Source organism: Enterococcus sp. LJL90, from assembly GCF_056924355.1.
The window spans coordinates 58,459-81,828 of sequence record NZ_JBXPBQ010000002.1 but is presented as its reverse complement, the minus strand read 5'-3'; the positions used below and the strand labels follow the sequence as shown (position 1 = coordinate 81,828).

Here is a 23,370-nt window from a genome sequence, read left to right as displayed (position 1 = left end):
TAATGACCCATAGGAGTGTGATTATCCATGACAATTCGCTATCCCAATGGCCAGACTCCTCTTCATAGTGGCGCAAATCAACGGAAAGTGCAAGCAAAAAAAGTCGATTTCGCCAATCGGGGTATGAGCTTTGAAGAGGCCATTAACATTAGTAATGACTATTATTTAAATCATCAAATCGCAGTCATTCATAAAAAACCCACCCCTGTTCAAATCGTCAAAGTAGATTATCCAAGACGAAGTGCTGCCGTTATCCGTGAAGCCTATTTTCGTCAACCGTCAACCACGGATTATAATGGTGTCTATCGTGGCCGTTATCTCGATTTCGAAGCTAAGGAAACTAAAAATAAAACCTCCTTTCCCTTCAAAAACTTTCATCCTCATCAAATTAAACATATGGAGGATTGTTTGGCCCAAGAGGGAATCTGTTTTATTCTCATGTCGTTTTCTGCTTTAAATCGTTGTTTTTTTTTACCAAGCGAAATTTTTGTTGCCAAATGGCATCAGCAGTCAACTGAGCGGAAATCATTGACCCTTAGTTTTCTGGAAAAAAATGGGATTGAGATTCACTTAGGTGTGGCACCCCGCGTACCTTTTTTAGCGGCTGTCGACCAATATTTGCAACAAAGGAGTTAAATTATGTCAGATCAACCAATGTCTCGAGCTGAATTTCAAAAGCAGCAGCAGCCGGACAAGAAACCTAAGAAAAAATTGACCTTCGGAAAAGTGCTATTGCGAATTTTCCTCATCTTGTTTGCCCTGCTGATTGTCGGAGGACTCGCAGGAGCGGGTGTTTTTTGGTATTACGCCAAGGATGCTCCTGAATTAGATTTAAGCGAAATCGATTCTATCCAGTCCACACAAATTTTTGATGGCAGTGGTAATTTAGTTTTAGATTTAGGCAGCGAACAGAGGGAAAAAGTTACAGCAACCGATGTGCCTCAGCAGTTAACAGATGCCATCGTATCCGTCGAAGATCGTCGTTTTTACGATCATATCGGGGTTGACCCGATTCGGATTGCCGGGGCCGCCGTTAGCAACTTAACTAGCGACTCAGGGCTGCAGGGTGGTTCTACCTTAACTCAGCAGTTGATTAAACTTTCCTTTTTCTCAACAGATGCCTCAGACCAGACTTTAAAAAGAAAAATTCAAGAAGCTTGGATGTCAATTGAATTGGAACGGGAAGTTTCTAAGCAAGAAATCTTAACCTATTACATCAATAAAGTTTATATGGGCAATGGTGTTTATGGCATGGCGACTGCGGCTCAGTCTTATTATAATAAGACTCTAGCTGATTTAACTTTAGCTCAAACCGCTTTACTTGCGGGCTTACCCAATGCCCCGAGCGCCTATGACCCGTACACAAATCCAGAAGCCGCTAAAGAACGCCGGGATATTGTATTAAGCGCCATGCTGAACAATGACACCATCAGTCAGTCTGATTATGATGCAGCGGTGGCGACAGATATTAATGACGGAATTGTAGCTCAAACGAATGATAATACTGAGGCCCGCTTAATCGATCCTTACTTGGTTGAGGTTTTAAACCAAGCCGAAGAAGCTGGCTTAGACGTTTACAATGACGGTTTGGAAATCTATACAAATATTAATATGGATGCGCAGCAACGACTGTATGATATCGTCAATTCAGAAAATTATGTTTCTTATCCTGATGCCGACATGCAAGTCGCCGCAACTTTGGTTGATGTCAATACCGGCAATGTTGTTGCTCAAATCGGCGGCCGCAATATTTCTGAAGATGTTTCTCTCGGTCAGAATTTAGCAGTAAATGTCACCCGTGATGTCGGCTCAACAGTTAAACCAATTACTGATTATGCACCAGCGATTGAAAATTTACATTATTCAACCGCTAAAACTTATCAAGATAAGGCTTATGATTGGCCGGGGACAGATGATGCTGTCAATAATGCCGACAGAACCTATTTAGGTACAATGAGTATTCGCCGGGCGCTTTATCTCTCCCGTAACACAGTGGCAGCTCAAGTCTTTGAAGATGTTGGCCAGGAAGATGCCGCCGCCTTTTTAAGCGGCTTAGGCATTCAATATAATCCAATCGTTGATGCAAACTCAATCTCTAGTAATACCGACACTGATGGCACGACCACTTATGGTATTTCTTCGGAAAAATTAGCAGCAGCTTATGCAGCTTTTGCTAATGGTGGAACTTATTACCAGCCAAGTTATATCAATCGAGTTGTCTTTTCCGATGGAACGGAACAAAGCTTCGCCTCAACAGGCAGCCAAGCAATGTCGGAAACAACCGCTTATATGATTACTGACATGTTAAAAGACGTTATCAGTATGGGAACTGGTACCAATGCGGCCATCAGTGGCTTGTATCAAGCAGGAAAAACGGGAACTTCAAATTATGAAGATGGTGACTACGCCAACTTGAACAGCACCACGACTTATGGTGCTGTGCCAGATAGTAATTTTGTCGGTTATACGAGAAGCTATTCATTAGCCGTTTGGACTGGCTATAACGACCGCTTAACACCAGTTCTTTCAAATGGAACTTCTGTTGCCAGTTCTGTTTATCGAGAATTAATGTCCTATCTAGCCGGCAGCGTGGAAAATCAAGACTGGGTAATGCCTGATGGTGTCAGTCGAATTAACGGTGAACTTTATTTAGACGGCTACACAACCGACGCCTCTTCATCAAGTTCTTACAGTAGTTCTTCCTCTAGTAGCTCGTCCAGCTCTTCAAGTTCTTCTAGCTCGTCTAGCAGCGTTGAAGAAACGCCGCCGAGCAGCTCTGAAGAAACACCACCGAGCTCCAGTGAAGAAACGCCAACTAGTAGTTCTAGTCAAACCCAAGATAGCCAACCGGCAACAAGCAGTTCTGAACAACCAGCAGCTTAATTGAAAATAAAAGGAGCAACAGTCACAGGTTTTTAACTTATGACTGTTGCTCCTTTTATTTTTTCATGCGCTCTTTTCCCTCTTGGCAAATACTCAACAAAGGGCAGTGATCACATTTAGGACTACGGGCTAAGCAGTGATACCGGCCAAAAAAAATCATCGTATGATGAGCTTTGACCCAATCTGTTTTGGGTATTTTTTTCATCAAAGTTTCTTCTACTTGTAAAACATTGGCATCCAGTTTGCAGATTCTCAAGCGCTTTGATACTCGTTCAACGTGTGTATCCACGGCAATTGCGGGAATCCCAAAGGCATCTCCCATCACAACATTGGCCGTCTTACGGCCTACACCGGCTAGAGAAGTCAATTCCTCTCTAGTTTGCGGCACTTGCCCATTAAAATTATCCAACAATTGCCGGGCGCAGGCTTTGATATTTTTAGCCTTATTACGATACAAGCCAATCGATTTTATTTTTTCAATAATATCTTCTAAAGGAGCTGCCGACAAAGCTTCAGGAGTCGGATAGGCTGCAAAAAGCTGTGGTGTGACTTTATTGACCGAAACATCGGTTGCCTGAGCACTTAAAATAACTGCAATCAATAGTTCAAAGGGATTGCGATGAACCAGTTCCCCGTAAGCATCAGGAAACATTTGGTACATTTGTGCTAAGGCCCACTGAGTTTTTTCTTTACTAATCACGAGACTCCTCCTTTAACCAATTGTGGAGACTGACTTTAGGTAACGGTTCTCTACTTAATTCTGGTGCTTCCTTTTTTAACAAAGCATCTTTACGCCGTTGCTGTTCTTGTTGGACTTGCGCCTTGGTAGTAATATTTTTTTTCTGCCAAGCCAATAAAATTCGATCAACATAATTTAAATTATAGGCTTGATTCAAAACGGCTTCCCTTAGCGCCAGCTGAATCAATTCAGGCTGATAGGAATCTTCTTCTAACCACTGGCCAATTCTTTGGTACTCAATTGGTGATAAAGGCCGGCCAAATTCCTCTTCAAAACTCTGATAAATCCCGGCAACCTTTGATTCTTCGGCCTGTTCTTTAATGGCGTCCGCCTGCTGTGTAAGATTTTCCTCTAACCGGTCAAAAATCAAGCTTAAATCATATTGATCGCTGCTACGGCCGTTGGCATCATCGGTGGTAATGATTTCAATCATTTTTTTCCCCACCAGTTGATTCAACAATAAAAAGACCCGCTCTTGAGGAATGCCCATCGTCTCAGCAATCTGGCTTAAATCCGGAAAAAAATCACCCGTCCGTTGTTTTCCCGCTAATTGAATCCACAGCATCATTTCCTCTGGAGAAATTAACAGCTTCTGGTAATTATTTAATAATAAATTCGGGATGTAAACCCCATCATCCCGATAGTAATCTTTTAATTTGCTCATCTTGTTCCCCCGCTTCTTTTACAAGTATACTAAAATCATCGGTTTTTTTCAGCAAAAAAAGCTGTGGTCTCAGCTTTTAACAAAAATCCATTTTTTTCCTTTCAAAGTTTTTAAATTCAAAAGGAATTTCAGAAAATCTGCTATCTTCAGCAGGCCTTCTAAGAATTTTTGTAAACTGATACCACAGCTATTCATTTAACTAAATTAAATTGAGGAATCGTTCCGTAGATTGCCGTTGGCTTGTTCTAAAGCCGCTTGAGCTAAAATGTTCAAATAGTTCCAAGGACGATCGAAATGCGGTTGGAAGAAGAAGTCCTGTAAAGCCAAATCTTCTAAGGTCATCTTATTTTGCACAACTACTGATAAGGTATTAGCAGATTGTGTAATATCATATTTAGACAATAATTGCCCCCCAACAATCCGGTTGGTGCCTTTTTCCCAAACCAGCTCCATGAAAACTTTTTCAGTTGTTGGCATAAATTCTGGACGATAATTATCATCGATGATAATTGAATCGACTTCAACTCCTTGCAGGCGGGCACTTTCTTTGGTTAAGCCAGTCGAGCCGATGTTCCAGCCAAACAAGTACAAGCCAGAAGTTCCTTGCGTTCCCCGGTAACGGAGTTGATTTTGTTTAATATTTTTACCGACAATCATTCCTTGACGCACGGCATTGGTTGCTAATGGAATGTAAGCCAATTCACCAGTTGGATTATAGTGAACAACTGCAGAGTCACCAGCCGCAAAAACATCTGGATGGCTAGTTTGCATGTAGTCATTTACCTTCAAGGCACCATTTGGCATAGTTTCCAATTGATCTTTAACTAATTCATTGTTTGGCATAAAACCAACACATAAAATCACCATGTCAGCATCAAAACTTTGACTGGCAGTTTTCACCATCTTAACTTTGCCCGCTTCATCCGCCTCAAAAGAAGCAACATTTTCACCTAAAGCAAGAGTAACACCCCGCTCTTTTAAATCTTCCTCTAAGATATCAGTAAAGGGCTGATCAAGATATTTATTTAAAATGCGGCTTAAGCCATCAATTAAGGTCACTTCTTTGCCTGATTCAGCAAAAGCTTCAACCAATTCAATCCCGATATAACCGCCACCTACGATAACTACTTTTTTAGCATCATGGGATTTTGCGATGATTTCATTGGCTTGATTGTAATTTTTACACAACAAGATGTTTTCTGAATCAATGCCCGGAATTGGCGGAATAATCGGCCAAGAACCGGTTGTTAATACTAATTTATCGTAAGCAACGGTTTCACTCGTGCCAGTTTTCAAATCTTCAGCGACAATTTTTTTCTTAGTAACATCAACACTTGTCACATTGTGTTCCATATTTACAGTGGCGCCAAGGCCCGCTAATTCTTCAGGATTAGAATAAAACAACCCCGCTGGATCTTTGACAACACCGCCGACATAAAGGGCGATTCCACAAGATAAGAAAGAAATATTATCGTTTCTTTCGTAAACAATCACTTCTGCGTTTGGCTCTGTTGCTAAAATATTTTTTACTGCTGCTGTGCCGGCATGGGTACAGCCAATTACAACTACTTTCATTTGAGACCTTCCTTCGGATAAGTTTTTGGTACATTTTGAATATATCAAAGGACTGTCTTAAGAAACAGTTTTTTGCTTGTGATTTCACAATACTTATTCTAATTGGTAATGAAATGATTTTTCAAAAGAAAGCTTTTTTCAAAAGGCTTTCTGACAGTGAAGATAAGTTTTTAATTGAAAATCATTCTTGTTCAATAAATTTTCGGAAAATAAAAGTGAAAATATATTTAAAGTTTCTTTAATTGCCAATTCAAAAAAGTTCAAAGTTCCAATCAAAGGTGATTGAAACTCTGAACTTTCATTAGAGTTATTTTTATTTCACTGCTGCAATGATTTCGATTTCCACTAGGACATCCTTTGGCAGTCGAGCTACCTCAACAGCAGAACGTGCTGGTAAGTCGGCTTGAAAGGCAGTTGCATAGACTTCGTTGAAGGCGGCAAAGTCTTCCATATTTTTTAAAAAGCAGGTCGTCTTCACAATATTATTAAAATCAGTGTCTGCCGCTTTTAAAATCGCCGCAATGTTTTTTAAGACTTGCGTGGTCTGTTCGCTAATAGTTGTCCCAACTACTGCGCCGCTCTCAGGATCCAAAGGTACTTGGCCGGAAGCAAAAAGAAAACCATTCACCACTTTACCTTGAACATATGGACCAATCGCTTTTGGTGCTTGATCAGTTTGAATAATTTTCATCAGAGACCTCTATTCTTCTACATTTTCTCTTGGCATTCAGGACAAATACCATAGACTTCTAACCGGTGATCTTGAATATCAAAGCCTGTCAAACGGCCCGCTGCAATTTCCACATCATCCAGACTTGGATAATGGAAATCCGCAATTTTACCACAGTTTTGACAGATGGCGTGATAATGTCGATGGGTACTAAAATCAAAACGACTAGAGGCATCTCCGTATTTCATTTCCTGTACGAGTCCTAATTCTGTTAACATTCTTAGATTATTGTAAACAGTTGCCACACTCATGTTAGGAAAACGGCTTTCTAATGCACGATAAATTTCGTCAGCAGTCGGATGAGTATGATATTCGACTAGATACTCCAGTACGGCATACCGCTGAGGTGTAATACGAATGTTAGCTTCTTTTAACTTACTAATGGCATCTTTGACCATTTCGTTTTCCATTCGTTACCCTCCTTTTCTATAGTTTTGTTTGTAACCCTTTTATTAGCTTTATTGTAAGGTTTTTTAGCATGTTTGTAAACTACTAATCAGTTTAATCACAAAAAAACCAATAATCTTTAAGTTTTGACCACAAAAAGATTATTGGCTGAAATTATTCAAATGCTGCAGCGTCATCTAAGTCATCTGACTGATAATTTTGTGGCGCTGTCAGATTTCCTTTGCTGATATCAAAAGTTACTGAATCCGTCATCGCCAAATATTGATTAAAGACACTCATTCCGACAACGGTGCCTTTGGTCTCAGCAGAATCGACATAACGGACCTGAGACGTAATCTGAGCCCCTTTTGATTGGTATTCATCAAAGAAATACTTCGGCAAATCGCCTTCGACCATCGTGCCCCGTAAATCTTTAATATAAGGACGGCCTAATGAGTAAATTGCTTCAACTTGCGTATTGCTGTTGGCGGTTAATTCCGTTCCGGCAGGGACACTTTGAGAAATCAGTTTTCCGTATGCCGCACTGTCTGAATAAACTGTTTTCACTAGCACTAATAAATCGGCACTAGCCGAAGTTGCTTCTTCCGCCGTATAGTCTCCAAAATTCGGCACAATGATGGCCTTGCCTAGAGAAACTGCAACTGTCAGAGCATCTCTTTTGGCAACTTTTTCATCCTTAGGTACACTTTGTTCTATGATTGCCCCAGCTTCCACCTCATTGTTAGCTCGCTCCTCATAGGTCACCGAAATTTCATTGGTTTTGGCCCAGCTCTCGACCTCACTTTTCAACTTATTGGTAAAGTCAGGCATCGTAATATTTTTTTCAAAAACTTCTTTGCCTCTAGAAATATACAATTTAGCCATTTCTTTGCGCTGATACGTCTCTCTAGTGGTTTCTTTATTGCCAAATTCTAATCGCAGCGGCTGATCTTTTTCAACAGTATCACTATATTCTTCAATGATTGAAAAATTATTGGCCTGATTTTGTTCCTTCCACTCTTCTGCTGCCGCTTTGCTCATGGTCATAAAATCTGGCATGGCAATTACCGCATCTGGATCAGGACCTTTACTGGCAGTGATTGCCACTACAGAACCCTTTTTGACTTTTTTAGCCGTGTTAGGTGATTGCTTAATCACCTGATTGATTGCGACTGAATCATCGTACTCTTGAATTACTTCAATTTGCAAATTGTTTTCCGTCAACCAGCTTCTAGCATCCCCTAAGGATTCACCGGTAAAATCAGGCAGCTGCACATGGTTCATTTGATAATAGCCAAAGCCGCCTAACGCCACCACAATTGCAAGAATTGCCCCAATAATTGACCAGCGAATAATTTTTTTGCGCTTATAAGTAGGATCAAATTCGCTGCCGTCAGCTAAGATTGTCGGCTCTCCTTGAGCTTCTTTGTTCTTCTTTTTAAAGAGAGACTTTTTTTTCTTCGGGTTTCGTTGCCCAGTTACGTCTTGATCAACCGGCTGGTCTTTGGTTTTATGATTGGTTTTCTCATTTGTCTTTTTCTGGTTTTCTTTACTTCTTTTTTTGTGATGCATTAAAGTTTCAGCAGGTGTCACAGCTGAATCGGGAACTTTGGAACTTTCGGCTTCTTCAACAACTTTTTCTTTCTTTTCGACAGGTGCTGGCTGCTTTTGTTCTGTCGAATTTCTAGGCGAATCTTGATCTAAAACGTCTTTTTTCGGCCCTTTGTCTTTGTTTTCACGAGGCTCGCGCTTTTGATAATTCTCCTTGTTGAAGTTGGATAGAAAATCACTCATAAGCCTTCAGCTCGCCTTTTTTTAGATAAAAAGTTTGATCTGCCTGATTGGCAATATCGTTGGAGTGGGTCACGACAATGACACATTTGCCATGATCTCTAGCCAGCTCTTTAAAAATTTCGACAATTTCCAGCTCCATCTCTTCATCAAGGTTTCCTGTTGGCTCATCCGCTAAAATAATATCGACATTCGTGGACAACGCCCGGGCAATCGCCACCCGCTGCTGTTCTCCCCCGGAGAGCTGATTGACCTTGCGATCAGCCTTCGTTCGGTCAATGCCGATATAATCTAAAAGATTATAGGCAATTTCTTGATGATTGTCCGGTAGCTGATTGTCGGTAATCGACATCGCCACTAAGACATTTTCCATCGCAGTTAAATAAGGAACTAAATTATAACTTTGAAAGACGATGCTGATATTATCCCGCCGATATTGTTCATAGCCGATTTTTTTAATGTCCTTGCCTTCAAATAAAATTTTGCCTGCCTTTGGTTCGTCAAGGGCCGCAATTAAAGATAAAAAGGTTGTTTTCCCGGAACCAGATTGTCCTAAAATCGTATAAAATTTACCTTTATCAAAGCTGACGGAGGTTTCCTTTAAAATCCGTCTGCGCCGATCACCATCTTGATAAAAATATTCTAATTTTTCTGTTTTTAATAAGGCCATTTGCTTTCCATCCTCTCTTTTTTACAAGTCGTTAAATCCTGTTACATCATAATTTTCTTAGGATTTAAGCGTAAAATATAAATCAATGGCAACAGAGCTGAAGCAAAGACCGTTAAAAGTCCTGTTACGATAAAGGTAACAATGTAGCCCATTGAGAAAGTCACTTCATAAGCATTTTGAATCTGATCTGCCGTTAATGATGGATTGTTGGTAAAGACATCATAATAATAGCTCATATTATCCATATTATTGCCATTGGAAGCTAACATGTCACTTTGCAGCAGAGATTCTGAAAGACTGCCGCCTAAAAAATTCCCCGTGACTAATGAAAGTCCCATTGCAATGATGCTGATAATTAAAAGTTCAATCAAAATCTGGAGCACAACATTGCGGCGATGTTCGCCGATTGCCAGGTAAATCCCCAGCTCATGCTTGCGGTCTCTTAAGAACAAGACAACCACTAATGAGATAATCACCAAGGTGGCAATCACCGCAACAATCACAACATAACCAGAAATCTGCGATAATTTCTTCATGCTGCCGCCGACTTCATCATAGGTATCTGTCGAAGCGCGAATAATATAAGCACTTGGCAGCAATGTTTCGGCCTCTTGACGGAAGGCCTCAACATCCTCAGGTGAATTCAATTGATAATTTGGTGTTGCATAAAATTGATTTGTTTCTTCTTCGTCGAACTCACCACCGTAAAGATCTGGATCAGCTTCAAACTGGCTGCGCCAATATTGGACATTAATTTCCTGAACTGCTCGGTTTGGCATATAAACGGAATTAAACTGAGTAGCCTCCACATAAACTTGATCAAAAAATTGTTGATTGCCTTGTTCGCTATCTTCCTGTTTTGTCTCAATCACCTGCGGATCAAAAATGCCGATGACTTCAACTGGAAAATCGATGCCTTTTTCATAGGTACTTTCTTCTGTTTCCGAATAAATATAATTTTGCGAATCGACAACGACTTGATCTCCTACGCTAAAGCCGTTCTCTTCGGAAACTTTTTTAGAAAAGATGCCGACCTGAGCGCCATTGGCAATCTCTTCAGCGGTAAAATAACGGCCATCAACTAAATCGACAATTTTATCAGAAAAGCTTAGCGGGGTTTCCAAATTGGTTCCGACTAATTCTAGCTGTGGCTGCTCTGAATTGCCATAGACAACGCCCCCTTCATCCCCATAATCAGGCTGCATGGTTTTAAAATTAGCCGTGTTGATATAGGCGCGGACACTATAATCATATTCCTTCACATAGGATAAGTTGCCGATTTCTTGAATGGTTTCCTCCGATAAATTCTCTGGTGCTTCACTGGTTTCCCAATCAAATTCCGGATCAATCTCAGCGGTGGCGGTAGCGCCTAAATCATTTTTCATTTTCTTTTCAACATTGGCTGTTGACTGCTGAATGGCAATCGCTCCGGCAATCACATTACCTAAAATAAAAATTACTAAAAATAAAATCAAAGACTTGCCTTTACGACGGGTGACACTCGCTAATGCACGTTGTATAAAATTCATTTCAATTCCCCCCAATTATCCCTTCAAAATAGTTTCTTTAGCTTTAATAAAATTCAACTTCCCACGATTAAGTCCTAAAACAACGTCGGGAAAATGATTTAAATGCTGTTGACTGACCATCACAACCACACAAATTGTCAGTTCTTTGGCTAAATAATCCAAAAAGTTTAAAAACAAACGCTCAGTATAACTATCAAGGTCCTCCAATAATCCGTCTGCAACAAATACCTCAGGATTGCGACCCACCGCCTTGGCTAACTCATATTTCTTTTGCGTAATCAAATCTAATTTTTCTAACGGCAACTTGCTGGTTTCTTTTTCAATGCCAACTTTTTTTAACCGGGCCAAGCAATCTGCTGGTGTCACCTTTTTATCGGTTAACCGACAATAATACAATAAATTAGTCAAAGGACTTTCAAACGGTAGGAAGTTATACTCCCGCAAAATCAAGCCGACTTGCTGCTTACGATAATAAGTCAATTGTTTACTGGTCAACAATTGGCCAGCAAATTTTAGACCTCCTTTGTCAAATTGAACTAAACCTGCCATTGCCGCCGCCAACATCGTTTTTTCCTGCGGCTGAGTACCATAGACAAAATAGACTTTTCCTTTCTCAAAACTAAAATTGAGATTTTCCAAAAGTGGCCGCTCCTGATTTTGAGCATAGAGTGTTCCGTGATCTAATACTAAGGTCATAGTCCTCGTCCTCCCTCCTTTAAAATCCTCCGCAAATCCAACTGTTTGATCTGATAGATGAGCGGTACCAAAAGAACCAAAAAGTAGCTGAATAATAGACCGATTAACAGCCAGCTGACCTGAGGCTGAATTGTTAGATTGCTGACAGTCCCCAAAACTTCTGCCGCGTCAATATTATCAAGGCCAATCTCGGTTAAGACATTTTCAACATTTAATCCCAGCTGGTTTTCCTGCCAGCTTAAGAAAAGCTGGCCAACAGCGGGACTGAATTTTAAATTTAACAGATAGGCTAAGACTCCGCTGACAGCGACAGTGCCACCGCCTTGTAATAGTGCCTTTTTGATTAAATCCATTTTGCTAAAGCCAATCACCAGTTGATAGATAACCCGCTGTTTGCGGCGCTTTAGAACAAGCATCATGCCGATTCCTAACAAAATTAAACTGAGAGCGCTAAATAAGATTAAGACGGTTTGAAATTGATTTTGCGCTTCCCTTAAAGGTTCAGCCAATAAATCGCCGAATTCCCGATTCGTATAAAGCTCGTAATCAATTGGTAAGCCCCAATGCCGCAGCTGCGCTTCAAACTGCCGCAACATCGTCTGATCTTTTAGCGTATAATTCGCCTCCCAATAGACAGCCGTCGGATCAGCTTTAAACATAGCCTCGGCCCCGTCAACAGTCAGCATGATTTCTGGAAAATCAAAAAGTGTCTCTGAGACAATACCGCTAATTGTCAAACTGGCGGATTGATTATTTTGCATCAATCCTTTGATGCTATCACCGATTTTCAAGTTATTTAAGTCCGCTAATTCCTTGCCGATTAAGCATTCATGATTTTTTTCCGGCAACTTTCCGGCAACTAATTTCTTTTCTAAATTTCCGCTGAATTGTGATTTTTTAATAAACGTCAGATTGATGTAGGGAGTTTCTTCAGTGGTTGTTGAATAATCCGACTCAGGTATTTTTAAATCCTCTGCAATCAAAAAGGCTGTGCCTCGAATTGTGTAATAATTAACATAATTTGAACTGCCAAATTTGCGAATATCAGAAAGAAATAGCGGTTTGTACTCATATCCCGTCGTATCATCCTCGTAATAGACTTGATTTAGACTAACCTGTGAACGATAGTGGTTTTCCACTTGGTGAGCAGTCCGTTGAAATTTTTGTTGACCACTCAATAAAAATAGTTCAGTCGAAAAACATAAGGTGAGAGCCAGCAGCAGGAACAGCAGAATTTTTTTTCGTTTAAAAAAATCTTTTATCATCTGCATGACAACCTCCCTTCGTTTTTTTATCATACCAAAAACTTTGTTAATTTTTTGTTAACTCTTTTTTATCCAGTAAATAAAAAAATATTGCAAAAGAAAATGACAAACTCTTTACCCGAAAATCCCTAGTGGCCTTTTTCAAAAACCCTGCTAGGAAATTCTTCGACTAAAAAGTTTGTCATGGTTAAATATTATCTGATTTAATTTTATTTTTATAAACTGCCCCACTAGGCAAGGGGGAAACTCATGTAGAAGGTGGAACCTTTTTTGGCTTTACTGTCGACAAAAACATAGCCTTGGCAAAGATCGCACACATGACTGACGACGGCTAGTCCAATGCCGTAGCCATCGGATTTCAACCCTCTGACCCGATAAGACTCTTTAAAAATATTTTCCTGCTCTGTTTCTGTTAAGCCAATCCCCTGATCTTTTACTGCCACCACGACATTTTGATACTGGCGGCTGACGGAAACTTCAATTTTTTGACCTTCACCATATTTAATCGCATTATCAATTAGATTAGCTAGAGCACGATAAATCCAGCGATTTTTCGCTAAAATAGTCGTCTCAGCAATCTCAGAAAATTCAAAACTCAATTGAGGATACACTTTTTTATAAGCATCACAGACCTCGGCTGCTAACAAGGCAACATCGACAAATTCCGTGGTCTCAGTTTCACTGCTGGAAAGCGTTAAAATATCATCGACAGAATGGGTCAAGTAATCTAGCAGCACCGCCTCCTCTTGAAATTCTGTACTTTGGGCTAAGCGGGTTTTAATAATCGCAATCGTATTTTTTTGATCGTGGGCTAGATAACTGTTAAGGCGCCGAAAATTTTCATAACGCTGACTGTAAGATTCCTGCAGCTCGTGTAACACCCTTTGCACCTCTTGACTGTCATCCCCTTGATAATCAGTTAAAGTTTCCACTTGTTTTAAGTTTTCAATCATCCGTAAAGTTTTTTTGCGATGATAACCTTCAAATAAGCGCCAAAAAAGTACCAACAAACTAAAGCTAATTAAAAAAAGTAAGAGAAACAAGAGGCCTAAGCGATTGAATAATTCTCGCAAAATCAGGGTATTTAGCTGTGTTCCACTGATTGTCGTCCCCGGTTGAAAACTATAATTAGAGCTGAAAGAAGACGCATCGTTATTAAAATACTGGGTATTCGATTGGGTTTGAAACTGCGTTTGCCCGTAATAATCAAGCAGTACGTGCTGAAAATCGGTAATCCACAGAATAAAGACGATTAAAAAAACGATACCTAAACTAATAGCCAGCGCACTGATTAACAGGCGCAGCCAAAAATTAATATTGCGTTTTATTCCCATAAACGATACCCCTTGGAACGAATCGTCAAGAGCACTTCTTCGCCGCCGCTTTCCTTTAATTGTTTTTTTAAGCGGGCTAAATGGACCCGTAAAACCGAAGAAAAAGGATCGAAGTTTTCGTCGTAGACATGCTCTGCAATTTCCTCCAGAGAGACCACGGCGGGATGTTTTTCAGCGATAAACTGTAAAATATCAAATTCCTTTGGTTTTAATTTGACTCTTTTTCCTTTTAATAGTAGCTCATGCCGAATTGGATTGATCTCAAGATCGCGAATGATAATGGTGGGGTTGCTGCGACCTTGGAACCTGCGGACCACCGCCCGCAAGCGGGCAATTAATTCGATTAAATCGTAAGGCTTCACGAGATAGTCATCTGCTCCAATATTTAAGCCTAATGCGCGGTCGCTGATTTCATCACGGGCAGAACCGATGATAACTGGTGTTTGAATTCCTTCTGAACGGAGAAACTCCAAAATTTCTAAGCCGTCTTTATCTGGTAAATTCAAATCCAATAAAATGACATCGTAATCCGTGATGTAGGCTTTTTCTTCCCCTTGAACACCGGTATAAGCTAAATCTACAGAAATACCTTCTTTTTCAAGACCCACTTTAACTGAGTCTGCCAACTTTTGATTGTCCTCGATGATTAAAACCCGCATAAATTTTCCTCCACTGCCTCGTGTCTTCATTACTATTAAAACAGAAAAGCAGGAAAATTATTAGCCTTTTCATAAAAAAAAGCAAAGCTGCGAACAACTTTGCTTTTTAAACAGCTTATTTAATCTTCAAATTGATAGAGGGCCGTCGACAAGTAACGTTCGCCATTGTCAGGTACAATCACGACAACTTTTTTGCCAGCACCCAGCTCTTTCGCTTTTTCAATTGCCGCAAAAATTGCCGCACCTGAAGAAATTCCAACTAAAATTCCTTCTTCTTGTCCAACTTTGCGGGCCATTGCCATCGCATCATCACTAGAAACCGCTAAGACACCATCATAGACTTTAGTATCCAACACTTTGGGAACAAAGCCAGCTCCAATACCTTGAATTTTGTGGGGACCAGGTTGGCCGCCTTCAAGAACTGGTGATTCTGTCGGTTCCACTGCATAGACTTGAATATTCGGATAAACTTTTTTCAGCTCATGACCGGCACCAGTCACTGTGCCGCCGGTTCCAACACCCGAAATAAAAGCATCCACGCCAGCATCGCCAAAAGCTTCGACAATTTCAGGACCTGTTGTTTTTTGATGAATTTCCGGATTGGCTTCATTGTCAAATTGCAAGGGCATAAAGTAACCGTTCGCTTCTGCTAATTCAGTTGCTGTCGCAATCGCACCCTTCATACCTTCTGCACCCGGTGTTAAAATTAATTCTGCTCCATAAGCCTGCATCAGCTTGCGGCGTTCAATACTCATCGTATCAGGCATCACAATTTTAACTGGATATCCTTTGGCTGCTCCCACCATCGCTAGACCAATACCTGTGTTCCCAGAGGTCGGTTCGATAATGGTCGTGCCAGGCGTTAAACGGCCATCCACTTCCGCTTGTTCCACCATGCTTAGAGCAATCCGGTCCTTCACACTGCTGCCGGGATTAAAAAATTCCAGCTTAACGAAAACTTCCGCTGCATCTTGAGGGACGACTCTATTTAATTTTACAATCGGTGTCTTGCCAATTAACTCAGTAATCGATGAATAAATTTTTGACATATACGTTACTTCCTTTCAGCTAACCTGTTTGTACCAACAATCATAGCGAAGAATTGCTTTTTTTTAAAGCAATTCAACTCAAAAAAACCGTTTGCCTAGTTTTGGCAAACGGTAAAAGTTTTTTTATAGTTCGTTGAAGCGAGCAACAACATTTTCAACAGTGAAACCAAATTCGGCTAAGACTTTATCACCAGGTGCAGATGCGCCGAAGTGATTGATTGTAACAGAAGCCTTCGCATAACGATCCCAACCAAATGGAGAAGCAGCTTCAATTGCTAAACGATTAGTGACAGCTTTTGGTAAGACGCTTTCTTTGTAGGCGGCATCTTGAGCTTCAAATAAATCAAAGCTTGGCAAGCTGACAACTGAAACATCTTTACCAGCTTTAGCTAATTCAGCTTGGGCCTCGATAGCTAAGTTTACTTCAGAACCAGTCGCAATTAAAATGCCTTCCGGTATTGCGCCTTTTTGAGCAGAAATTACATAGCCGCCCTTTTGAACATTTTCATCAGCGTGTTCTTTTGTGCCTTCAATAACTGGCAAGTTTTGACGACTTAAAACTAAGACAGTTGGTTTGTCAGTTGTCTTCATAGCAATTTTCCATGCGGCAACTGTTTCATTGCCATCGGCTGGCCGAATCACTTGGACGTTTGGCATGGAACGAACACTTGCCAATTGTTCAACAGGCTCATGGGTCGGGCCATCTTCACCAACTGCCACAGAATCATGGGTTAACACATAAACTACTGGTGTTTTTTGAATAGCTGACAATCTCAGCGCTGGACGCAGGTAATCAACGAAAACAAAGAATGTTCCGCCGTAAACTTTGGTACCACCGTGGACTTGAATTCCGTTCATAGCTGCTGCCATCGCAAATTCCCGCACACCAAACCAAATGTTGCGGCCTTCGTATTGGCCAGGTTGAAATTCTTTTTCAGCTGCGACCATCGTGTTGTTAGAAGCAGATAAATCAGCAGAACCACCCCAGAAACTTGGCACTTCTTTTGAAATTGCTTGGATAATTTCTTTGCTGGAAACGCGGCTGGCTTGACTTGTGCCAACTTCGTAGCTTGGTAATGCAGCTTCCCATTTTTCAGGATATTGACCGGCAAAGGCTGCTTCAAATTGCGCTGCCAAATCTGGGTAAGCATGTTTGTAATTTTTAAACATTTCATCCCATTCAGCTTCCGCTTTAGCTCCCCGGTCGCCAATCGCTTCTTGGTAACGAGCAGTTACTTCATCAGGAACTGTGAATGCGGGTGCATCCCAACCGTAAACTGTTTTAGCCATGTCAATGCCTTCTTGACCTAAAGGCGCACCGTGAACAGCAGAGGTGCCTTCTTTTGGTGAACCAAAACCAATAATTGTTTTAACTTCGATTAAAGTAGGCTTATCTGTTTCAGCCTTTGCTTCTTCAATCGCTTTGTTGATGGCATCTAAATCATTGCCATTTTGCACACGAATATATTGCCAACCATAAGCTTCATAACGACCTTTAACACTTTCAGTAAAGGCTTTGCTGGTTGGACCATCAAGAGAAATATCATTTGAATCATACAAGACAACTAATTTACCAAGTTTTAAATGACCTGCTAAAGAACTTGCTTCTTGAGACACGCCCTCCATCAAGTCGCCATCGCCACACAATGCAAATGTGTAATGATCCATCACGTTAAAGCTTTCCCGGTTGTAAGTAGCTCCAAGATGAGCTTCCGCCATTGCCATCCCAACAGACATTGCAATTCCTTGCCCTAAAGGACCCGTTGTAACTTCAACACCATCTGTATGATGAATTTCTGGATGTCCTGGGGTTAAGCTGTTCCATTGACGGAAATTTTTCAAATCATCAATCGAAACTTTATAGCCAGCAAGGTGCAATAAGCTGTACAACATTGCAGAGCCATGACCGGCAGACAAGACAAAACGATCGCGATCTACCCAGTTCGTTGAAGTTGCTGGATTAATTTTTAAATGTTTGGTCCACAATGTATAAGCCATTGGGGCAGCTCCCATTGGTAACCCTGGATGTCCTGAATTAGCTTTTTGGATTGCGTCAATACTCAAAGTACGAATTGCATTTACACCTAGTTGGTCGATTGTATCAAACAAAAGAATCCCTCCGTTTTTTGGTTTTGGTTTATTTTACTTTTATTCTGTTTTTATTGTAACCGATTCTATTTTATCAAGCAAACTTTTTTTAGTTTTTTTTACTGAAATTAATCAGCGATTATGGAGACCCTTTTCTTTTTGAATCTGTTTCAATTTTTCCGGAGTGACATCAGTTCCCTCAGGATCGACAACTTTCATTCCTTCTATATGATGTTTCATGCCAGAACGAAAAGCTTTTAGGTACTCTTCCCGCAAAAATTTTTGTTCTTTTGATTCAGCTTCATTCAGCCCTTCAGCCTTTTTCTTGCGAGCCAATTCGTTAATTCGATTAATTTTTTCTTCTGAAAGCATATTACCAGCTCCTCTCTTTGTTTATCATAGTAAAAACTCTAAAGATTTACAACTGAAAGCCAAGCAATTCTTTTGCTAATGACAAAATAGCGAACAAACGTTTGATTTAGCTAAAAAGCTATGGTAAACTTTGGTTATTATAGAAAGAAGGTGCGACAATGGCTAAGCGAACAGAGAGTCGCCAGTTAGAAGTCCTGCAATATATTCATGATCGTGTCACAGCTAAAGGATACCCGCCAACGGTCCGGGAAATTGGCGAGGCGGTTAACCTCTCCTCGACATCAACTGTCCATGGTCATTTATCACGACTAGAAAAAAAAGGTTTATTGCAGCGGGATCCAACTAAACCACGGGCGATTGAATTAACTCAGCGAGGTCTGGAAAAATTAGGCATTCGCAGTGAGACCATTCCAATGCTGGGGATTGTAACTGCCGGCGAGCCGATTTTAGCAGTCGAAGAAGCGACTGATTTCTTCCCGATTCCACCGAACTTATCAAATGAAGAAGGTTCGTTGTTTATGTTGACGATTCGCGGTGAGTCGATGATTAATGCTGGCATTTTTGACGGCGATTTCGTAATTGTCCGCAAGCAAAGCACCGCACAAAACGGCGACATTGTCATTGCGATGACCGATGAAGACGAAGCGACCTGTAAAAGATTTTTTAAAGAAACCGATCATATTCGACTACAACCAGAAAATGATAAATTGGCTCCAATCATTTTAGCTGATGTTTCCATCTTAGGAAAAGTTGTCAGCCTGTATCGCGATCATATCTATTAGAAGGCAAAATAAAGTCATTTAAAAATGGCTTTATTTTTTTCTTTACAAATCGAACAAAAGTTCGTATAATACATATACAAACATTTGTTCGTATATTAAAAATGAGGTGAATAACATGATTGCAATTCGTCGCTTTGGGTTAGTCTTGTTGATTTTAGTTGTTGGGATGTTCGTCGGTAATCTTGGTATGGAAAATGCCATTTTAATAGTAGCTCCGTTGTTTATTATCTGGTTTATTTTGTGGGATGAAAAAAAATATCGTGTACAAAAACGTAAACAAGCAAAAAAAGATGAGTATTATCCCCATTATTATCAGTAAGGATTCTCTAAAATATTTTTGAAAAAGTCTGCAGTTGCAGACTTTTTTGCTTTTCAAAGCCTGTTATTTCTCTCCCCTTCAAAAAATACTTTCTAAAAGAAATTCTCATGATTTAGCTAGAAAAAAATTAGAAAAGACTAATCAAAGCTAACACATTTTAAGCTTGGTCTTTTGTTATTTTGTGATATAATTAACTAGCATAATATTTTTTTTATTCTATTTTATTTTTGGGGGTATCATTATGAAAAAAGTGCTATTAACTAGCATTACTTTATTTTCTGTGCTGACATTAGCAGCTTGTCAGGCAGACGAAGACACGTTGGAATATTCAACTAGTGCTTCTTCAACCGTAGAATCAACAACCGCATCAAGCGAGGAAGCAACTGAAGCTTCTAGCGATGCCACTTCTGGTGCTAGCGAAAGCGAAGCTGGAACTATTTGGATTTCTGATGGTTCAGAAATTGGTGAAACACAAGAAATTCCAGCAGCTGGTACAATTTACATGCGTCAATTGTATACTGCACCCCACGGAGATCGAGCCTTTGCCATTACAAACGTAACGATGGATGGCGACACGATTATCTCCGCCCGCATGGATGAGTTCCAATATATTGAAGACGATGGCTCTGGTACTTGGACTGGCGTGCCTAACTCAGATGCAACTTTTGGTGAATCTTATCCAGAAGGAACTATTTTAGCTGGTAAAGAAGAAAACAACGAAGCCTATTCGGAAATGATGGCTGAGTCTGGTGCTACTTTAACTTGGAAAGACAACATGGAAGCAATCACCGATTTCGTAGCTGGTAAAACAGCAGCAGAAATTCAAACATCAATTGATGAATTAACTGGCGGCAGCGAAGTAGCTGATGTTGTAACGGGCGCAACCTTTGCCGATACAGCGGGTTACTTACAAGCAATTGTCGACACAGCAACTAAAGGCATGGTTTCAACAGGAATTGAAACTAGCAATACTGATTTAAGTGAAGCAATGGTTCTGGCTGCACCTCACGGAGATCGTTCATTTGCAGTGGTAACTGTTGCGATGGATGGCGATGTTGTTGCCAATACCTTTGTTGATGAATTCCAATATTCAGATCCTGCTTCTTACGGCGGCGTGCCAAACTCTGACGCTACTTTTGGCGAAGGTGTTGCAGATGGTCAAGTTTTAGCTTCTAAATTTGCAAACAACGAAGCCTACTCTGAAATGATGGCTTCAAGCGGCGGCGCAACCCAAACATGGATGGAAAATGTTGAAGCAATTGATGAATTTGCTAAAGGCAAAACAATTGATGAACTAAAAGCAGCAGTTACTGAATTAGAAGGTTTAAGTGAAGACGACAGCCCAGCGGATGTTGTCACTGGTGCTACCTTCTCTGATTCTGCTGGTTACTTATCAGCAATTATCGAAGCAGCTGAAGCAGCAATGAATAATTAATCTTTAAGCACACAAACTAGAAACCAAACCATTGAGGAATTTTTTTCGATTGGTTTGGTTTTTTATTTTTCACGAAAAAAATAAAAAAACAGGAACCGAACTCACTTTATTTTAGTGAATTCAGTTCCTGTTTTAAATTTTAAACTGATTTAATTACTGGTCTCAGCAGTCGAATTAGTCGTGCTAGTACCAGTCGCTTCTTCCTGGTAAGATTCAATTTTGAATAAATCAACGGTGGAAACGTCATTGTTTTGACTGTACAAGCTGGTTGACGCATCCCCCAACTCCGCTTCAATGTCGCTTAATTGCTGAGTTTGGTTCAGATAATTATAATCAGAAGAATCAACTTCAGTTAGGCCGCTATCCGTGTAGAAGCGTAGTAAATCACCATTATTAATCTCATCAGAAGTCGTCAATTGTAGATTGACTTCTTCTTTCCACGTTTCGATTTGTGCAAGGAGCTCTTCAGAAGGCTCTTCAATGGCTAAGCCGGTTGCATTATCGTAAATTGTTTCGTTAACATAAGTATAATCCGGTGTAATAAAGTTCCCATTTCTAAAGGCGACTAATTGTTGATTGTCTGCAGAGAACAAATCTTGTCCTAATTGTAGATAGCTGGAAGTATCCACACCTAATAAATGCAGCAGTGTTGGTAAGGCATCTACTTCACCACCATATGTGTCATTTACATAACCATCCGTTGCACCAGGAACATGAATCATATAAGGTACCCGTTGCATTTGTGTGTTGTCAAAATCATCCCATGTGGCACTGTCTTGACCGAGTAACGGCGCAAGATCGGTATTACGGGAGTTTGAGATACCATAGTGGTCGCCATATAAAACAATAATCGAATTGTCATACAAGCCTGACTCTTTTAAATAATTGAAAAATTCTTCAATCGCTGAATCAAGATAATTAGCTGTTGCAAAGTAACCGTTGATTGTATCATCAGAAGTAGTCGCTAACGGGAAGCCAACGTCATCACCAGTTAAATTATTATATGGATAGTGATTAGAAACGGTGATGAACTTCGTATAAAACGGTTGTTGCAAATGCTCCAAATATTGAATTGACTGACTTAAAAATGGTTTATCCATCAAGCCATATTGGAAGGAATTTTCATCCGTCACATCATAATAAGAAGAATCAAAGAAATAATCATAACCAAATTGCTTATAGGTTTCGTTACGATTCCAAAAGCTTCCAGAATTTCCATGGAACACGGCTGAGGTATAACCTTGCGTCTGATCCAAAATTGCCGGAGCTGCTTGAAAAGTATTTTCACTCCCCAATTTAGTAAAGAGCGAGCCTTCGCTTAAGCCAAACAGTGAATTTTCCATCAGTGTTTCCGCATCACTTGTCCGCCCGGCGCTAACTTGATTAAAGAAATTACTAAAGCTATAGGTGCTATTACTGTGATATAAACTATTTAAGAAAGGTGTCACCTCATGTGCGACGCCATCTTCATCCACCAAGCTGTAATCAATCAGAAATTGTTGGAAGCTTTCTAAGTGAATCACAATCACATTTTTACCTTCGGCGGTGCCAAACATTTCTGTGTCAGGTGCGGCATAATGTTCACTGACATATTCTTCAACTGAATCCAAGTCAGTTGCGCTAGCTTCGGCCCGCACTTGGTTGGTATTATAAGTCTCTACTCCGTCGTAAACAACAAAAGCATTCAGTCCTAAAAACTTCACAATATATTCTCTTGAAAAAGTTCTAGTCAGTAAGCCTGGACGGAAAATTTCTGCCGTAAATAAATTGACACTCAACAGGATGGCCGACAAAGCCAAAGTAGCAACTGCTTTGCGTTTTGGCAAACGTACTTCACTGAAGTCTATTTTTTTGCGGATAAACAAGATAATCAAAATAACATAATCGGCTAAATAAATCAGGTCATAAGGGCGAAATAGCTGTAAAGCACTCTCCCCTAGCCCGCTGGCAACTTTACCAAAGCCTAGAACCGTATTAATTGTTATAAAGTCCGTATACTCTCTAAAGTACAATACATTAAAGACAATCAACGCATTCATCAAGGTATAAACTACCATGCTGGTAATTGCAAAGGCCGACTTGCGTTTAATAAAGAGGGTTAATCCTAGTAATAAAACAATCGATCCAAGGGGATTTACTAACAGGATTAAATATTGATACACTTCATCATAACTGAGTTTAAAGTCCACGAGATATGCAAAAATTGATTTAAGCCACAGCAATCCAGCCAATAAGATAATGTACTTTCCACGAGACAATGGAAAAATTGTTGCTAGTTTCTTCTTCATAACAGCCTCCATACTTTCTTTTCCGTATTCACTTCATCATAAAACTCTTTCATGAAAAAATCCATTTATTTTCATCATAATTTATCTATTTAACGATACCTTAAAAAAATTGGCT

At 40.2% G+C, this 23,370-nt stretch carries 21 protein-coding genes; 5 read left to right on the top strand and 16 right to left on the bottom strand.

Annotation, left to right across the window (positions count from 1 at the left end; genetic code table 11):
- The first annotated feature begins 27 nt into the window (after nucleotides 1–27).
- On the top strand, nucleotides 28–636 hold the full coding sequence (gene recU / locus AC1Z3S_RS05255; RefSeq protein WP_461736663.1) for a Holliday junction resolvase RecU: 609 nt from the start codon (nucleotides 28–30) through the stop codon (nucleotides 634–636).
- A gap of 3 nt (nucleotides 637–639) precedes the next feature.
- The gene (locus AC1Z3S_RS05250) at nucleotides 640–2,883 is read left to right on the top strand and encodes a PBP1A family penicillin-binding protein (protein ID WP_461739482.1); all 2,244 of its coding nucleotides are present in this window, start codon (nucleotides 640–642) and stop codon (nucleotides 2,881–2,883) included.
- 55 nt (nucleotides 2,884–2,938) lie between these two features.
- Here the strand turns inward: AC1Z3S_RS05250 and nth are convergent, their stop codons facing one another.
- The 15 genes from nth to AC1Z3S_RS05175 form a co-directional block, all read right to left on the bottom strand.
- A complete protein-coding gene (gene nth / locus AC1Z3S_RS05245; protein ID WP_461739481.1) occupies nucleotides 2,939–3,583 on the bottom strand; it encodes an endonuclease III in 645 nt (214 codons plus the stop codon).
- The gene (locus AC1Z3S_RS05240; protein WP_461739480.1) at nucleotides 3,576–4,286 is read right to left on the bottom strand and encodes a DnaD domain-containing protein; all 711 of its coding nucleotides are present in this window, start codon (nucleotides 4,284–4,286) and stop codon (nucleotides 3,576–3,578) included. The genes nth and AC1Z3S_RS05240 overlap by 8 nt, the downstream gene beginning before the upstream one ends.
- A gap of 204 nt (nucleotides 4,287–4,490) precedes the next feature.
- Nucleotides 4,491–5,861, bottom strand: coding sequence for an FAD-dependent oxidoreductase (locus tag AC1Z3S_RS05235; protein WP_461739479.1), 1,371 nt, complete (start codon nucleotides 5,859–5,861; stop codon nucleotides 4,491–4,493).
- A gap of 313 nt (nucleotides 5,862–6,174) precedes the next feature.
- Nucleotides 6,175–6,552 carry a RidA family protein gene (locus AC1Z3S_RS05230; RefSeq protein ID WP_461736668.1) on the bottom strand — a complete coding sequence of 126 codons (378 nt, stop codon included), beginning with the start codon at nucleotides 6,550–6,552 and terminating at the stop codon, nucleotides 6,175–6,177.
- A 17-nt stretch (nucleotides 6,553–6,569) separates the two neighbouring features.
- A complete protein-coding gene (gene perR, locus AC1Z3S_RS05225) occupies nucleotides 6,570–7,001 on the bottom strand; it encodes a peroxide-responsive transcriptional repressor PerR (RefSeq protein ID WP_265457634.1) in 432 nt (143 codons plus the stop codon).
- Nucleotides 7,002–7,152: 151 nt separating this feature from the next.
- Nucleotides 7,153–8,772 (bottom strand): PASTA domain-containing protein, encoded by a 1,620-nt coding sequence (locus AC1Z3S_RS05220; protein WP_461739478.1) that lies wholly within the window; start codon nucleotides 8,770–8,772, stop codon nucleotides 7,153–7,155.
- Nucleotides 8,765–9,439, bottom strand: a complete 675-nt coding sequence (locus AC1Z3S_RS05215; protein ID WP_265457638.1) for an ABC transporter ATP-binding protein — start codon at nucleotides 9,437–9,439, stop codon at nucleotides 8,765–8,767. The genes AC1Z3S_RS05220 and AC1Z3S_RS05215 overlap by 8 nt, the downstream gene beginning before the upstream one ends.
- A gap of 41 nt (nucleotides 9,440–9,480) precedes the next feature.
- Entirely contained in the window at nucleotides 9,481–10,968 is a 1,488-nt protein-coding gene (locus tag AC1Z3S_RS05210) for an FtsX-like permease family protein (RefSeq protein WP_461736670.1), read from the bottom strand.
- A gap of 15 nt (nucleotides 10,969–10,983) precedes the next feature.
- Nucleotides 10,984–11,664: an ATP-binding cassette domain-containing protein gene (locus tag AC1Z3S_RS05205; RefSeq protein ID WP_461739477.1), complete on the bottom strand. Its 681-nt coding sequence runs from the start codon at nucleotides 11,662–11,664 to the stop codon at nucleotides 10,984–10,986.
- On the bottom strand, nucleotides 11,661–12,935 hold the full coding sequence (locus tag AC1Z3S_RS05200; protein ID WP_461739476.1) for an ABC transporter permease: 1,275 nt from the start codon (nucleotides 12,933–12,935) through the stop codon (nucleotides 11,661–11,663). The genes AC1Z3S_RS05205 and AC1Z3S_RS05200 overlap by 4 nt, the downstream gene beginning before the upstream one ends.
- Before the next feature lie 224 nt (nucleotides 12,936–13,159).
- A complete protein-coding gene (locus AC1Z3S_RS05195; RefSeq protein ID WP_461739475.1) occupies nucleotides 13,160–14,263 on the bottom strand; it encodes a sensor histidine kinase in 1,104 nt (367 codons plus the stop codon).
- Nucleotides 14,254–14,922, bottom strand: a complete 669-nt coding sequence (locus tag AC1Z3S_RS05190) for a response regulator transcription factor (protein ID WP_461739474.1) — start codon at nucleotides 14,920–14,922, stop codon at nucleotides 14,254–14,256. The genes AC1Z3S_RS05195 and AC1Z3S_RS05190 overlap by 10 nt, the downstream gene beginning before the upstream one ends.
- A gap of 119 nt (nucleotides 14,923–15,041) precedes the next feature.
- On the bottom strand, nucleotides 15,042–15,971 hold the full coding sequence (gene cysK, locus AC1Z3S_RS05185; protein ID WP_461739473.1) for a cysteine synthase A: 930 nt from the start codon (nucleotides 15,969–15,971) through the stop codon (nucleotides 15,042–15,044).
- 123 nt (nucleotides 15,972–16,094) lie between these two features.
- Nucleotides 16,095–18,080 (bottom strand): transketolase, encoded by a 1,986-nt coding sequence (gene tkt, locus AC1Z3S_RS05180; RefSeq protein WP_461739472.1) that lies wholly within the window; start codon nucleotides 18,078–18,080, stop codon nucleotides 16,095–16,097.
- A gap of 111 nt (nucleotides 18,081–18,191) precedes the next feature.
- Nucleotides 18,192–18,431 (bottom strand): DUF896 family protein, encoded by a 240-nt coding sequence (locus AC1Z3S_RS05175; protein WP_461739471.1) that lies wholly within the window; start codon nucleotides 18,429–18,431, stop codon nucleotides 18,192–18,194.
- Between the two features lie 158 nt (nucleotides 18,432–18,589).
- Here AC1Z3S_RS05175 and lexA point away from each other — a divergent pair, with 158 nt between their 5' ends.
- From lexA to AC1Z3S_RS05160, 3 genes are all read left to right on the top strand, one after another.
- On the top strand, nucleotides 18,590–19,213 hold the full coding sequence (gene lexA, locus AC1Z3S_RS05170) for a transcriptional repressor LexA (RefSeq protein ID WP_265457656.1): 624 nt from the start codon (nucleotides 18,590–18,592) through the stop codon (nucleotides 19,211–19,213).
- 115 nt (nucleotides 19,214–19,328) lie between these two features.
- Nucleotides 19,329–19,532, top strand: coding sequence for a hypothetical protein (locus tag AC1Z3S_RS05165; protein WP_461739470.1), 204 nt, complete (start codon nucleotides 19,329–19,331; stop codon nucleotides 19,530–19,532).
- Between the two features lie 241 nt (nucleotides 19,533–19,773).
- A complete protein-coding gene (locus AC1Z3S_RS05160; protein ID WP_461739469.1) occupies nucleotides 19,774–20,967 on the top strand; it encodes a peptidoglycan-binding protein in 1,194 nt (397 codons plus the stop codon).
- A 149-nt stretch (nucleotides 20,968–21,116) separates the two neighbouring features.
- On the opposite strand, the gene AC1Z3S_RS05155 is transcribed toward AC1Z3S_RS05160, so the two are convergent.
- Complete coding sequence (locus AC1Z3S_RS05155; RefSeq protein ID WP_461739468.1) at nucleotides 21,117–23,255, bottom strand: LTA synthase family protein; 2,139 nt, start codon at nucleotides 23,253–23,255, stop codon at nucleotides 21,117–21,119.
- Nucleotides 23,256–23,370 lie beyond the last annotated feature (115 nt).

Bases quoted from the DNA above. Each gene is read 5' to 3' on its own strand.
- AC1Z3S_RS05210 (WP_461736670.1), bottom strand. From the start codon at position 10,968: ATGAATTTTATACAACGTGCATTAGCGAGTGTCACCCGTCGTAAAGGC.
- AC1Z3S_RS05240 (WP_461739480.1), bottom strand. From the start codon at position 4,286: ATGAGCAAATTAAAAGATTACTATCGGGATGATGGGGTTTACATCCCG.
- AC1Z3S_RS05190 (WP_461739474.1), bottom strand. From the start codon at position 14,922: ATGCGGGTTTTAATCATCGAGGACAATCAAAAGTTGGCAGACTCAGTT.
- AC1Z3S_RS05195 (WP_461739475.1), bottom strand. From the start codon at position 14,263: ATGGGAATAAAACGCAATATTAATTTTTGGCTGCGCCTGTTAATCAGT.
- AC1Z3S_RS05215 (WP_265457638.1), bottom strand. From the start codon at position 9,439: ATGGCCTTATTAAAAACAGAAAAATTAGAATATTTTTATCAAGATGGT.
- recU (WP_461736663.1), top strand. From the start codon at position 28: ATGACAATTCGCTATCCCAATGGCCAGACTCCTCTTCATAGTGGCGCA.
- AC1Z3S_RS05160 (WP_461739469.1), top strand. From the start codon at position 19,774: ATGAAAAAAGTGCTATTAACTAGCATTACTTTATTTTCTGTGCTGACA.
- AC1Z3S_RS05165 (WP_461739470.1), top strand. From the start codon at position 19,329: ATGATTGCAATTCGTCGCTTTGGGTTAGTCTTGTTGATTTTAGTTGTT.
- AC1Z3S_RS05235 (WP_461739479.1), bottom strand. From the start codon at position 5,861: ATGAAAGTAGTTGTAATTGGCTGTACCCATGCCGGCACAGCAGCAGTA.
- AC1Z3S_RS05200 (WP_461739476.1), bottom strand. From the start codon at position 12,935: ATGCAGATGATAAAAGATTTTTTTAAACGAAAAAAAATTCTGCTGTTC.
- AC1Z3S_RS05230 (WP_461736668.1), bottom strand. From the start codon at position 6,552: ATGAAAATTATTCAAACTGATCAAGCACCAAAAGCGATTGGTCCATAT.
- AC1Z3S_RS05250 (WP_461739482.1), top strand. From the start codon at position 640: ATGTCAGATCAACCAATGTCTCGAGCTGAATTTCAAAAGCAGCAGCAG.
- lexA (WP_265457656.1), top strand. From the start codon at position 18,590: ATGGCTAAGCGAACAGAGAGTCGCCAGTTAGAAGTCCTGCAATATATT.
- perR (WP_265457634.1), bottom strand. From the start codon at position 7,001: ATGGAAAACGAAATGGTCAAAGATGCCATTAGTAAGTTAAAAGAAGCT.
- AC1Z3S_RS05205 (WP_461739477.1), bottom strand. From the start codon at position 11,664: ATGACCTTAGTATTAGATCACGGAACACTCTATGCTCAAAATCAGGAG.
- AC1Z3S_RS05220 (WP_461739478.1), bottom strand. From the start codon at position 8,772: ATGAGTGATTTTCTATCCAACTTCAACAAGGAGAATTATCAAAAGCGC.
- AC1Z3S_RS05175 (WP_461739471.1), bottom strand. From the start codon at position 18,431: ATGCTTTCAGAAGAAAAAATTAATCGAATTAACGAATTGGCTCGCAAG.
- AC1Z3S_RS05155 (WP_461739468.1), bottom strand. From the start codon at position 23,255: ATGAAGAAGAAACTAGCAACAATTTTTCCATTGTCTCGTGGAAAGTAC.
- cysK (WP_461739473.1), bottom strand. From the start codon at position 15,971: ATGTCAAAAATTTATTCATCGATTACTGAGTTAATTGGCAAGACACCG.